The organism is Janthinobacterium sp. Bl 1, from assembly GCF_058215535.1.
In genome coordinates this window covers 3643937-3656780 of sequence record NZ_CM177086.1, presented here as the reverse complement: position 1 = coordinate 3656780, position 12844 = coordinate 3643937, and the positions used below count along the sequence as shown (strand labels likewise).

Annotated in this window: 13 protein-coding genes; 8 read left to right on the top strand and 5 right to left on the bottom strand. The window is 62.4% G+C overall.

What is annotated here, in order from left to right; all coding sequences use genetic code 11:
* Window positions 1–110: 110 nt before the first annotated feature.
* Window positions 111–2198 (top strand): 3-hydroxyacyl-CoA dehydrogenase NAD-binding domain-containing protein, encoded by a 2088-nt coding sequence (locus tag AC4BCN_RS16280; protein ID WP_490491236.1) that lies wholly within the window; start codon window positions 111–113, stop codon window positions 2196–2198.
* Window positions 2199–2296: 98 nt separating this feature from the next.
* Here the strand turns inward: AC4BCN_RS16280 and AC4BCN_RS16275 are convergent, their stop codons facing one another.
* The 3 genes from AC4BCN_RS16275 to AC4BCN_RS16265 form a co-directional block, all read right to left on the bottom strand.
* Complete coding sequence (locus AC4BCN_RS16275; protein WP_490491235.1) at window positions 2297–3145, bottom strand: alpha/beta fold hydrolase; 849 nt, start codon at window positions 3143–3145, stop codon at window positions 2297–2299.
* A 100-nt stretch (window positions 3146–3245) separates the two neighbouring features.
* Complete coding sequence (locus tag AC4BCN_RS16270) at window positions 3246–3644, bottom strand: VOC family protein (RefSeq protein WP_490491234.1); 399 nt, start codon at window positions 3642–3644, stop codon at window positions 3246–3248.
* Between the two features lie 98 nt (window positions 3645–3742).
* Complete coding sequence (locus AC4BCN_RS16265; protein WP_070302497.1) at window positions 3743–3982, bottom strand: DUF2798 domain-containing protein; 240 nt, start codon at window positions 3980–3982, stop codon at window positions 3743–3745.
* A gap of 96 nt (window positions 3983–4078) precedes the next feature.
* Between AC4BCN_RS16265 and AC4BCN_RS16260 the strand changes: the two genes are divergently transcribed.
* Window positions 4079–5017 (top strand): LysR family transcriptional regulator, encoded by a 939-nt coding sequence (locus AC4BCN_RS16260; protein WP_490491233.1) that lies wholly within the window; start codon window positions 4079–4081, stop codon window positions 5015–5017.
* 116 nt (window positions 5018–5133) lie between these two features.
* Entirely contained in the window at window positions 5134–5337 is a 204-nt protein-coding gene (locus AC4BCN_RS16255) for a hypothetical protein (RefSeq protein WP_046682764.1), read from the top strand.
* Window positions 5338–5428: 91 nt separating this feature from the next.
* Here the strand turns inward: AC4BCN_RS16255 and AC4BCN_RS16250 are convergent, their stop codons facing one another.
* Window positions 5429–7129 carry an MFS transporter gene (locus AC4BCN_RS16250; RefSeq protein ID WP_128143174.1) on the bottom strand — a complete coding sequence of 567 codons (1701 nt, stop codon included), beginning with the start codon at window positions 7127–7129 and terminating at the stop codon, window positions 5429–5431.
* Window positions 7130–7357: 228 nt separating this feature from the next.
* On the opposite strand from AC4BCN_RS16250, the gene AC4BCN_RS16245 reads away from it, so the two are divergent.
* From AC4BCN_RS16245 to AC4BCN_RS16235, 3 genes are all read left to right on the top strand, one after another.
* Window positions 7358–8536 (top strand): acetyl-CoA C-acyltransferase, encoded by a 1179-nt coding sequence (locus tag AC4BCN_RS16245; RefSeq protein ID WP_128143175.1) that lies wholly within the window; start codon window positions 7358–7360, stop codon window positions 8534–8536.
* Window positions 8537–8663: 127 nt separating this feature from the next.
* Window positions 8664–8966: a Dabb family protein gene (locus tag AC4BCN_RS16240; RefSeq protein WP_128143176.1), complete on the top strand. Its 303-nt coding sequence runs from the start codon at window positions 8664–8666 to the stop codon at window positions 8964–8966.
* Window positions 8967–9050: 84 nt separating this feature from the next.
* The gene (locus tag AC4BCN_RS16235; protein ID WP_490491232.1) at window positions 9051–10049 is read left to right on the top strand and encodes an NADP-dependent oxidoreductase; all 999 of its coding nucleotides are present in this window, start codon (window positions 9051–9053) and stop codon (window positions 10047–10049) included.
* A 73-nt stretch (window positions 10050–10122) separates the two neighbouring features.
* On the opposite strand, the gene AC4BCN_RS16230 is transcribed toward AC4BCN_RS16235, so the two are convergent.
* Entirely contained in the window at window positions 10123–11319 is a 1197-nt protein-coding gene (locus AC4BCN_RS16230; protein WP_490491231.1) for an FAD-dependent oxidoreductase, read from the bottom strand.
* A 125-nt stretch (window positions 11320–11444) separates the two neighbouring features.
* Between AC4BCN_RS16230 and AC4BCN_RS16225 the strand changes: the two genes are divergently transcribed.
* Together AC4BCN_RS16225 and AC4BCN_RS16220 are read left to right on the top strand one after the other, a co-directional pair.
* On the top strand, window positions 11445–12245 hold the full coding sequence (locus AC4BCN_RS16225; protein ID WP_490491230.1) for an AraC family transcriptional regulator: 801 nt from the start codon (window positions 11445–11447) through the stop codon (window positions 12243–12245).
* Between the two features lie 69 nt (window positions 12246–12314).
* On the top strand, window positions 12315–12740 hold the full coding sequence (locus tag AC4BCN_RS16220) for a GNAT family N-acetyltransferase (RefSeq protein WP_490491229.1): 426 nt from the start codon (window positions 12315–12317) through the stop codon (window positions 12738–12740).
* Window positions 12741–12844 lie beyond the last annotated feature (104 nt).

Genomic DNA, 12844 nt, shown 5'->3' with positions numbered 1-12844 from the left:
CGCCGGGCGCGCCACGACAAAAATAATACGATCGTTCTTTTATGCGGTATAGTGAAGCTTCATCCCTTGCAACCACCTCATCGCTGAGCAAAAATCAATAAGGAAGAGACATGAGTGCTGAATATCAAGTGAACGGCGCCGTTGCCGTCATTACCCTGGCCAACCCGCCCGTCAATGGCCTGGGCCTGGCGACGCGCACGGCCGCCGTGGCCGGCATCCGCCAGGCGCTGGCGGACGATGCCGTCAAAGCCATCGTCATCACGGGCGCCGGCAAGGCCTTCTCGGGCGGCGCCGATATCAAGGAATTCAATTCGCCCAAGGCGCTCACGGAACCGACCCTGCACACCCTGATCAATGTCGTCGAACAATCGACCAAGCCGGTCGTGGCGGCCATCCACAGCGTCTGCATGGGGGGCGGCCTGGAGCTGGCGCTCGGTTGCAACTACCGCGTGGCCGCGCCTGGCGCGCAGATGGCCTTGCCGGAAGTCAAACTCGGCATCTTGCCTGGCGCGGGCGGCACGCAGCGCCTGCCGCGTGTGCTGGGCCTGGAAATGGCGCTGAACATGATCGTCTCTGGCACGCCCGTCGCGTCCGAAAAACTGGCCGGCACGGCCCTGTTCGACGAAGTCATCGCGCCTGGCGCGGATTTGCTGGCCGCCGCCGTGGCCTTCGCCACGAAAGTGGCCGACGTGCGCCCGCTGCCGAAAGTGCGCGAGCGCAAGGTCGACTACCCGAACCACGAAGCTTTTTTGCAGTTTTCGCGCAATACCGTCAAAGCCATGTCCGGCCCGTTCCCCGCACCGCTCAAATGCGTCGATGCCGTGTCGGCCGCCGTGACGATGAAATTCGACGATGGCTTGAAGTACGAGCGCGAACTGTTCATGCAGCTGGTGCAGTCGCCTGAATCTAAAGCCCTGCGCCACGCCTTCTTTGCCGAGCGTGTCGCCAGCAAGGTGCCCGACGTGCCGTCCGACACGCCCGTGCGCGCGATCGCCAGCGCGGCCATCGTTGGCGCCGGCACCATGGGCGGCGGCATCGCCATGAACTTCGCCAATGCGGGCATCCCCGTGATGCTGCTGGAAACGAAGCAGGAAGCGCTGGACAAGGGCCTGGCCACGATCCGCAAGAATTACGAAAACACGGTGAAGAAGGGCAAGCTGACGCAAGAGAAGGCCGAGCAGCGCATCGCGCTCGTTTCCGGCACCTTGGCCTACACGGATATCGCGCAAGCCGACATCGTCATCGAAGCCGTGTTCGAGGAACTGGGCGTCAAGGAAAGCGTCTTCAAGCAACTCGACGCCGTCATGAAGCCGGGCGCCATCCTCGCCTCGAACACGTCCACTTTGGACCTGGACAAGATCGCCGCGTTCACCAAGCGCCCGCAAGATGTCATCGGCACGCATTTCTTCAGCCCCGCGAACGTCATGAAGCTGCTGGAAATCGTCCGCGGCAAGGAAACGGGCAAGGACGTGCTGGCCACGGCGCTGGCCCTGTCAAAAAAACTCAAGAAGACGGGTGTCGTCTCGGGCGTGTGCGACGGCTTTATCGGCAACCGCATGATCGAGCAATACAGCCGCCAAGCCGGTTTCCTGCTGGAAGAAGGCTGCCTGCCGGAGCAGGTCGACAAGGCGGTCGAGAAATTCGGCTTTGCCATGGGCCCGTTCCGCATGGGTGACCTGGCCGGCAACGACATCGGCTGGGCCATCCGCAAGCGCCGCTACGTGGAAAAGCCGGACGTCACGTATTCGAAGACGGCCGACCTGCTGTGCGAACTGGGACGCTATGGCCAGAAGACGGGCGCCGGCTGGTACGACTACAAGCCGGGCGACCGCAAGGCGTATCCGTCGGAGCAGGTCAACGCCATGATAGTCCAGCACTCCGCCGATATCGGCGTGGCGCGGCGCAAGATCAGCGACCAGGAAATCGTCGAACGGCTTGTGTATGCGCTCGTCAATGAAGGCGCGCGCATCCTGGAAGAGGGCATCGCCTTGCGCGCTTCGGACATCGACATGGTGTATTTGACCGGTTACGGCTTCCCGCTGTTCCGCGGCGGCCCGATGTTCTACGCGGACACGGTCGGCTTGCCGAACGTGCTCGACACGATTGCCGGCTATGCCAAAGGCCGCCACGGCGAAGCGTGGACGCCGGCGCCGCTGCTGGTGAAACTGGCGGGCGAGGGCAAGGGCTTTAATAGCTAAGAAAACGCCAACGGCAGAGACGGGGTACGCGACCCTCAGGCGTCCGACCCCGATTTTCGCGTCGACTAGGGGTTAAATGCCCGCGTAATACGTCACCACTACTTCTTCTTCGCCACCATCTTGACCGCCTCGTTGACGATGACGGGGTTGTCTTTCTGGATGTAGTAGCCGGCGCCCGTGATGCGCTCGATGGCGGGTGCGCCGGACAGGCGCTGCCAATCCTTTTCCTGGGCCCGCACCACGTTCTCGAACGAGCCCATTTCCTCGATGCCGAACTTGTCGCGCACCAGCAGCATGGCGGGCACGCGCAGCGGGCTGCTCATGTCGACATGCTGCAGACACTGCGTCTGGGCATCGAATTCGGCCGATTCCGTACTGTTGAACATGAGTTTGCGCCGCGTCTTCACGAGCATGGCGTAGGTGGACGCGTCCGTCTGCAGGCGGTTCCATTGCTGCGGGTGGGTGGGGTCGAGCAGGACGAGGCCGGCCACGTCCTGCGGATACAGCCTGGCATACACATACTGGTACAGCCCGCCCAAGCCATGGCCGACGAGCACATACGGCGGCTTCAGGCCCGCTTGCGCCAGCAGGGCCCGCTGTTGGGCGGCGATGGTGCAGGGATCGCGCGGCGTGGTGGTTTTCTGGCTGTCGCCGTAGCCGGGGCGGTCGTAGACGAGCACGCGGTGCTGCCTGGCCACTTCGGGCACGACCTTGGCCCACACATCCTTGCCGTCGCCCATGGCCGACTGGAAGACCACGGGCAAGCCGTTCTGGCCGCTCAAGGTATAGGCGATGCTGGCGTCGGGCAGGGCCGCGGTGGCGGGAATGCCTGGCGTGACGGGTGACGATGGCAACAGAGAGCAGCCAGAAAAACAGCCTGCCAGCAGCAAGCCGGCGCTGGAGAGGAGCATGGTGCGCGCGGGGCGGCCGACGAATAGATGATGCATGAATCTCCTTCTTGGTGCACGGACCGGTATGGCTTGGCAGCCATTATAGGCAAAACATATCGAAGTGGAAATGCCGAACAGAGCCGGATTTCCCGTCCTGTCAGCCGGCGTCGGCGCGATGGCAGACGGCTTCGATGCGGTTGCCGTCCGGATCGAACAAAAAGGCCGCGTAATAACTGGCGTGATAATGGCGCAGTCCGGGCGCGCCCAGGTCGATGCCGCCGTGCACCAGACCCGCCTGCCAGAACGCTTCCACCGCTGCGCGCGAGGAAGCCTTGAAGCAGCAATGGCGGCGCGGCGCGTCGTCGGGCTTGGGGCCCAGGCGCACGGAAAAGTAGCTGCGTTCAGGATGATCCGCGTCGCTGCGCTCGCCGTAGCCTATCCAGGCGTTGGCGTGGTCGCTGCCCACCTTGGGCACGTCCAGCGCGGCAAAGACGGCGTCATAGAAGCGCTCGGCGCGTTCCAGGTCGCTGACGGTGAGGGAAACGTGATCGAGCATGGGCACTCCGCTGTAAAAAAGACGCCCATAGCATAGCCCGGATCAGGGCGGCCGTGGGCGGGAGTGACCGAGTGGTACTGCCGGCGGACGACTGCGGGTCAAGCGCTGCTGGCGAGCCGGGCCACGATGTTGCGGCTCATCAGCTGCACGCGGGGTGCGAACAGCATCACGGCGCAGAAGGCCACGGGCCAGGCGGCAAAGAAGGCATGGCGCCAGCGGGGCAGGAAGTCCGCCTGCAGGCCGATATTGAGCCAGGTGACCCAGGCACTCATCAGCAGGGTCATGAGCAGCGACATCAGGAAGGCAAATACGCAGCGCAAACGCAGGGCTTCGGACATGGAGCACTTTCAAAGTGTGAAGATATGGCAGCGTAACGACTTGCAGCAATCTATACTAGAGCCATATTTTTAATTTCAAATTCCGAAAATGCAATCATGCTTGATGATTTAGCTTTGTTTGTCGCTATTGTCGAGGCGGGCAGCCTGCATGCGGCCGCCGTCAAGGAAGACTTGCCTGCCGCTACCGTCACGCGCCGGCTGCAAAAGCTGGAAAGCCAGCTCGGCTACCGCTTGCTCAACCGCAGCGCGCGCCGCCTGCAGCCGACGGCGGAAGGCTGGCAATACTATGAGCAATGCCGTCCCTTGGTACACGCCTTGCGGCAGGCGACGCAACAGCTCGACGCCAGCCTGTCGGCCGTCTCGGGCAGCATCCGCGTCTTGGCACCCGTCAACTTTGCCAGCGGCTTGCTGACGCCGGCCTGGGTCAGCTTCATGCAGCAGTACCCGGATATCCGCCTGGAACTGGAGCTGTCGAACCTGCTGCAAGACCTCGTGGGCAGCGGCGCCGACCTGGCCATCCGCGTGGGCGCGCTCGACGATTCCTCGCTGATGCAGCGCCGGCTGGGCAGCGCTTCGCTGGTGATGGTGGCCGCGCCAGCCTACCTGGCGCGCGCGGGCGTGCCGCGCGACTTGCAGGAGCTGGAACAGCACGAGCTGATCGTGGCCGAGCCGCTGCGCAGCTGGCGCTTGCGGCGGCCCGGCGACGGCGCCGAAATGGTGATCGAACCGCAGGCGCGCCTGCGCGTCAATGAAATGCGCCTGGCCGTGGAGATGGCCGACGCGGGCATCGGTATCCTGCTGTGTCCGCTTCTGCAATGCCGCGACGAAGTGGCCAGTGGCAGCCTCGTGCGCGTCTTGCCCGACTGGATGCCGCAGCCGCGCCACGTGTACGCCGTGTGGACGCAGCGGCGCTACCTGCCGGCCCGCGTGCGCGTGCTGCTCGAGCACCTGGCGGCGTTCGCGGCAGGCAATCCGTTGCTGAACGAGGATGCCAGCGCCGATCAGCTCGTTGCACCGGGAATCCTTTCCATTTAGTAATACCGAGCGCTTGTACTTTCCGCCGGGATCGCGTTAAGATAAAGCTGCTTGCTTATCCAGCGGGCAATCTGGTGTTTTTTCGCGCAATCCCGTTCCTATCCATGAGAGTAGCAATGAAATATCTGATCGTTCCCTTCTTGCTGGCGATGACCGGCTGCGAAGTATTGTATGACGCGAACCGGGACAAGATCGGCGAGTACTGCAACAGCCTCAATAATTTCGACGACCGCAATGCCTGCCGCAAGCGCAACCAGACCAGCTACCAGGAATACGTGCAGCAGCGCGACCAGCTGAAAAAGAGCAAGAGCGACAAGTAAGCTTGCCAGCCCATAATAAAAAAACGCCGCTGACCAGTCAGCGGCGTTTTGCTTTGCGGGCCCCGGCCTTGCAGCCGGGGCTTGCGCCGTATCAGTCGTCGGCGTAGATATTGTTGTCCTTCGTTTCCTTGACGAACAGGGTGCCGATCACGACAGTCGCCAGGGCGACGACGATCGGATACCACAAGCCATAATAAATATCGCCCTTGAAGGCCACCAGCGCGAAGGCCGTGGTCGGCAGCAAGCCGCCGAACCAGCCGTTACCGATATGGTAGGGCAGGGACATCGAGGTGTAACGGATGCGCGTCGGGAACATTTCCACCAGCATGGCGGCGATCGGGCCGTACACCATGGTCACGTACAGCACCAGGATGAACAGCAGCAAGACGACCATCGGCTTGTTGATCTGGTCCGGATCGGCTTTCGCAGGGTAGCCCGCTTCCTTGATGCCGGCGCCCAGTTCTTTCTTCAGCGCCGCTTCTTTTGCCTTGCTGTCCGCATCGAAGTTCAGGCCGTCCGGTGTCATGACGGCGTTAAACGACGTAAATTCCTTCGTACCGATGCGTACCTTGGCGATGCTGCCGGCCGGTGCGTCTTCCTTCGTGTAGTTCACCGAGCTGTTCGACAGGAAGCCGGTGGCGATGTCGCACGACGATGGGAATTTCTTCGTGCCCGTCATGTTGAACTGGAAGTGGCAGGAAGCAGGATCGGCCACGACGACCACTGGCGAGTTCTTCAGAGCCGCTTCCAGCTGCGGGTTGGCGAAGTGGGTCAGGCCGTTGAAGATCGGGAAGTAGGTGACCGCGGCAATCAGGCAGCCGCCGAGGATGATGTACTTGCGGCCGATGCGGTCGGACAGGCTGCCGAAGAACAGGAAGAACGGCGTGGCCAGCAGCAGGGCGATGGCGATCAGCACGTTGGCCGTTGCCAGGTCCACTTTCAGGGTCTGGATCATGAAGAACAGGGCGTAGAACTGGCCCGTGTACCAGACGACTGCCTGGCCGGCGGTCAGACCGATCAGGGCCAGGATGACGATCTTCAGGTTCTTCCACTTGCCGAACGCTTCCGTCAGCGGGGCTTTCGAGGTCTTGCCCTCGGCCTTCATCTTGGCAAACGCCGGCGATTCATTCATGGCCAAGCGGATCCACACTGAAATACCCAGCAGGATGACGGAGACGAGGAAGGGAATGCGCCAGCCCCACGCCTCGAAATCCTTCTCGCCGGTCGCCAGGCGGGTGCCCAGGATGACCATCAGCGACAGGAAGAAGCCCAGGGTTGCCGTCGTTTGTATCCACGCCGTGAACGAGCCGCGCTTGCCTTCAGGCGCGTGCTCGGCCACATAGGTGGCTGCGCCGCCGTACTCGCCGCCCAGCGCCAGGCCTTGCAGGATGCGCAGGAACACGAGGATGATCGGTGCGGCGATGCCGATGGAGGCGTAGCCCGGCAGCAAGCCGACGATGAAGGTGGAGCCACCCATGATCAGGATGGTGATCAGGAAGGTGTACTTGCGGCCGATCATGTCGCCCAGGCGGCCGAAGACCAGCGCGCCGAACGGACGCACGATGAAGCCGGCGGCAAAGGCCAGCAGCGCGAAAATGAAGGTGGTGGTGGGGTCGCCGATGAAGAATTGCTTGGCGATGATGGAAGCGAGCGAACCGTACAGATAAAAATCGTACCATTCAAAAACGGTGCCGAGCGAAGACGCAAAGATGACTTTGCGTTCCTCGGGCGTAATCGGTGTTCCCTTGGTAGAAGTTTTCCGTACGTCGGCCGGGCCGGATGATGATGCCATGGTTTGTCTCCCTATGTTTTATAGTGAACTGGTGCCGCGGTCTTTTTGACCATTCTTGCAACAGCTGGAGGCGAGTGTGTTCTCCGAACCTTACGTCATGCTTGCTTGAAACTTACGCCAAGCTTACAAATCAATGTCCGGCGGAACTTTGCGAACGACCGTACTTAAATGTGCTATTCTCATTCCGCAGATATCCCACCCAATAATATCCCCACAAGGAGACACAGCATGAATGAAGCCGTCATCGTATCGACCGCCCGCACGGGCCTGGCCAAGTCCTGGAAGGGCGCGTTCAACATGACGCATGGCGCCACCTTGGGCGGGCACGTGCTGGCGGCCGCCGTCGAGCGCGCGCGCATCGAAGCGGAGGAAGTGGAGGACGTACTGGTCGGCTGCGCCTTTCCCGAAGGCGCGACAGGCGGCAATATCGCGCGCCAGGTGGCCTTGCGCGGCGGCTGTCCCGTGACGACGGCCGGCATGACCGTCAACCGTTTCTGCTCGTCGGGCTTGCAGGCCATCGCCCTGGCCGCGCAGCGCATCATCGCCGGCGAAGGCGATATCTATGCGGCGGGCGGCGTGGAATCGATTTCCTGCGTGCAAAACGAAATGAATACGCATATGTACCGCGAGGTCTGGCTGCAGCAGCACAAGCCGGAACTGTACTGGCCCATGCTGCAGACGGCCGAAACCGTGGCCAAGCGCTACCAGATTTCACGCGAGCGCCAGGATGCCTATGGCGCGCAAAGCCAGCAGCGTGCCGCCGCGGCCCAGGCTGCCGGTCTGTTCGACGCGGAAATCGTGCCGATGACCACCATCATGGGCGTGGCCGACAAAGCCAGCGGCATGCTCGTGTCGCGCGAAGTGACGATTGCCGCCGATGAAGGCATCCGTGCCGACACGACGTATGACGGCGTGGCGAAGATCCGCCCGGCCATTCCTGGCGGCGTCATCAGCGCCGGCAATGCCAGCCAGTTTTCCGATGGTGCTTCGATGGCCATCGTCATGAATGCCAAAGTGGCCGAAGCGAAAGGCTTGCAGCCGCTGGGCGTCTTCCGCGGCTTTGCCGTGGCCGGCTGCGAACCTGATGAGATGGGCATCGGCCCCGTCTACGCGATTCCGAAACTGCTGAAAAAGGCGGGCTTGACTGTCGCCGACATCGGCCTGTGGGAACTCAACGAAGCGTTTGCCGTGCAAGTGCTGTACTGCGCCGACACCCTGGGCATCCCCATGGACCGCCTGAACGTCAACGGCGGCGCGATTGCCGTCGGCCACCCGTACGGCGTGTCAGGTGCCCGCCTGACGGGCCACGCCTTGATCGAAGGCAAGCGCCGCGGCGTCAAATACGTGGTCGTGACCATGTGCATCGGCGGCGGGCAGGGCGCTGCAGGGCTGTTCGAAGTGCTGTGATGTTTGCGTGAACCCAGTCAGCGGGCGGCTTCCAGAGCCGCCCGTTTGCATTGCGCGCCCGGTTCCTGCAAGGCGCGCCGATAGCGGTTACAGTAATGCTTCATTAATAAACAAGCAGCCTGCCACCATGATCAAGCACATCGTTTTCTGGAAACTCAAAGACCACGCCGAAGGCGCCGACCGCGCCACGAATGCATTGAAACTCAAGGCCCTGCTCGATTCCTGTTCCGGCCTGGTGCCCGGCATCTTGAAATTCGAAGCCGCCGTGGCCCAGCCGGGCCTGGAAGCAACCTACGACATCGTCCTGTACAGCGAATTCGCCAGCCGCGAAGCGCTCGATGCTTACCAGAATCATCCCGAGCACGTGAAAATCAAGCCGTTTTTTGGGGCGGTGCGTGAAGCGCGGCAGTGCATGGACTATGAAGTGTAATCGTTACGCGTCAGACATCCGGGGTCAGACCCGTCGGGTCTGACCCCAGCCTTCCGCTAAACTTCTCTACCCCCAAACAGGACCATGACCACCTACCAACGCATCGTCCTCGCCTCGCGCCCCGCCTCCACGGAGGAAGTCAACCCGGCACATTTTCGCCTGGAAACTCAAGAGATTCCCGCCATCACGGATGGCCAGTTGCTGGTGCGTAACCAGTACCTGTCGCTCGACCCGTACATGCGCGGGCGCATGAGTGCGAATAAAAGCTATGCGGCACCGCAGGCGCTCGATGAAACGATGATCGGCGGCACGGTGGGCGTGGTGCTCGAGTCGAAGCATCCGAAGTTCGCCGTGGGCGACATGGTCGTGGGTACCCTGGGCTGGACGGAAGTGGCCGTGTCCGATGGCACGATGCTGCGCAAGGTCGGCACGACGCACATCCCCGCTTCGGCCTACCTGGGCTCCGTCGGCATGCCGGGCATGACGGCCTGGTATGGCTTGAACCAGATCATGGCGCCGAAGGCGGGCGAAACCGTGGTCGTGTCGGCCGCCAGCGGCGCCGTGGGCAGCGTCGTGGGGCAGCTGGCGAAACTCAAAGGCTGCCGTGTCGTCGGCATCGCGGGCGGTGCGGAAAAATGCCGTTATGTCGTCGAGGAACTGGGTTTCGATGCCTGCGTCGACTACAAGGCGGGCAATCTGGAGGCCGATTTGGCGGCGGCCACGCCCGACGGCATCGACGCCATCTTTGAAAACGTGGGCGGCGCCATCTTCGATGCGGCGCTGGCCCGCACCAATGCGTTTGGCCGCGTGGCCGTGTGCGGCTGGATCGCCGGCTACAACGGCGAACCGACGCCGCTCGACAATGCGCGCCTGATCCTTACCAACCGCCTCACCGTGCGCGGCTTCATCGTTTCCGAGCAGCCGGAATTCTGGCCGCAGGGACTGGCGGAACTGGGCAGCCTGGTGGCGACGGGCAAGCTGAAATTCCGCGAATCCGTGGCCGACGGCCTGGCTAGCGCGCCCGAGGCCTTCATCGGCCTCTTAAAAGGGCGCAACTTCGGCAAGCAGCTGGTGAAGTTGTAAGCGGGCTGTTTTCAAATGACTGGGTGCGCCGCCAGTTCCTTGCCCGGCCGCGCCCCGTAGCACAGCAATGCTTTCAATACATCGGCAGCGTGAAATCGTCGTCGATCCTGCGCGCCCTGGTCTTGGCGTTCGGTCGCAACAGCCACTGGATCAGGGCGCTGCCGACGCACCGTTGTAGCAGGTGCGCGATGGCTATGCCGAACCGCGTCCGCACGTGCATGAGGCGGATGAGGCGAGGGCTCAGCTCCTGCTGCGACCGCTCGACATACGGGCGCAGGATGCGTTCATATGCCTGGAATGCCTGGGTGTGGGTAGCGCACCTCTTGATTTCCCCGGCCAGCACGTAGGCTCCCACCAGCGCCAAAGCCGTGCCCTTGCCCGTGAATGGCGTCGGGCAGTGCGCCGCATCGCCCAGCAAGACCAGCCGGCCTTTTGACCAGGTCGATGCTTGCACCTGGCTCATCGGCCCGAAGTAAAAGTCCTGGACGGTATCAAGCTCGGCGATGATACGATCGGCGACCTTGCCCCGGCCTGTCAGCGCCGCGCGCAGCAGCTCGCGCCGCGACGGCGTCGTCGGACTCCGCAGGCCAGGCTCAGCGGCTGGAAAGGTCATCAACACGGTAGTTTCCGTCAGGCCACCTGGCCTGAGGTTGATCATCGTACCGCCTATGCCGTTGACGGAGCAGGCCCAGAAGTCGTCTTCCCGTCGTCGGGGAATGTTGAAAAACGCCATGTAGACACCGAGGTAACGCATGTGCGTTTCAGCGGCCAGCGCCAGGTCTCTGGTCGACGAGCTCACGCCATCGGCGCAGATCACCAGCGCGAAGTCCTCTGCCGCGCCATCGGCAAAGGTCGCCCGAACGCCATTTTCAATCTCTTCAACGCCACTGACGGACGTGCCAAAACGGTATTCGCAAGTGCCGCTGGTCGCATCGAACAAAATACGGGCGAAATCGCCGCGCAGGATTTCGAAATCGCTGGTCAGTCCGCCGATACTACCTTTGGGAAAAACAGCCACCACCTTGCCGGTGGCGTCGAGCCATTTCTGTCCGCACTCCAGCGTGTCACGCGCCTCGACCTGTTCCGTCAAACCCATGCGCTTGAGGACCTGCTGCGCGGCACCCTTTACATCGATGTTCTGCCCGCCGTCCCTGAGCGCGCCGGCCTTTTCGACGAGCACCACCGAGTAGCCGTACCTGGCCAGCCACCAGGCACACGCAGGGCCGGCGATGCCACCGCCGCAGATCAGGATTTTCTTCGTTTGTTCCATGTGACAGCTTTCGTGGTTGTGATGTCAGCGCCCATGTTAGGCGCGCCACGTGTTGGTCACAATGAGCCAACAGGCCATGTTATATTGAATTCTTGCCACTGATTTTGTTCCTTGAAAGGTGCCCGATGCCTGTTTTCAGCGACGATTCGTCCAGCGAGTGGGAAGACCCCGATTGCGTGCCAAGGCCGGTGGTCACGCTTGGCGCCGTTGGCCGCGAGATGGATAGCCGCCAGGAGCGGGATTTTCATCAGCATCGAAAAGGCCAATTCCTGCTCTGGATGCGCGGCGTGCTCACCTGCGAGGTCGACGGCGGCTTCTGGCTGGTGCCGCCAGGAAGCGCCATTTGGATACCTGGCGGCACACAACATCGAATGGATGGGGCCGGCACGGTCGACTGTTACGTGGTGTATGTCGATCCTGCGGTGGACGACGCGTTGCCGCAGGAGTGCTGCACCTTGTCGACCACGCCGCTGCTGCGTGAATTGGTGATCCGTTCAGCGGCATTGCCGATGCGCTACGAAGAGGGCGGCATGGCGTCACGACTGATGACACTTCTTCTCGATGAAATGGCGCTGGCGCAGCCCGGCCAGGTTCATCTGCCCCTGACGACAGACAAGCGGCTACGCAAACTGGTCGAGTGGATCATGGCGCGCCCGTCCGATCCCGGCAACATCGAATCATGGGCGCAGCGGATGGGCATCAGTGCGCGCACGCTGTCACGCCTCGTGTCCCGGGAAACCGGCATGAGTTTCGGACGCTGGCGCAGGCAACTGCATATCCTGCTCGCCTTGCAATGGATGGCCAGGGGCGCCACGGTCCAGCATGTCGCAGAGGGCCTGGGCTACGAGAACGCGAGCAATTTTGTCGTCATGTTTCGCAAGGTACTCGGTGAAACACCTGGACGTTACCTGAAATCGAACGCTTGAGCCGCAGCACCTGCCAAGGCGTGGCAGGCCGTGCGACAATGACGGCCCGTCTCTTATTACCGTATACCCATGACCAAGCACACCATCCGCCTCGGCGACTGGGCCACACTGGGCCCTGACGCTACCGTCATCCGTTTTGAAGTCTTCGTCGATGAACAGAAAGTGCCGGCCGAGATCGAACTCGACGACATGGATGCCGTCTGCCTGCACGCCGTTGCCTATGACGATGCCGGCAATGCCATCGGCACGGGCCGGCTATTGCCAGACGGCCACATCGGCCGCATGGCCGTGCGCCAGCCGGGCCGCGGCACGGGCGTGGGCGGCGCCATGTTGACCTTGCTGATGGACAAAGCCCGCGAGCGGGGCGATCAAGCGGTGGTGCTGAACGCGCAAACCGTGGCCGCGCCATTCTATGCGCGCCACGGTTTCGTGCAGCAGGGGGAACAGTTTGAAGAGGCGGGGATTGCGCATGTGGAGATGCGGTTGGTGTTCTAAGCAGTGTTTCGGGTGTTGTCGGATTACGCGCGTAGCGCTAATCCGACCTACGCCTGCCTGTTACGTCAACGGTAGGTCGGGTTAGCGCGCAGCGCGTAACCCGA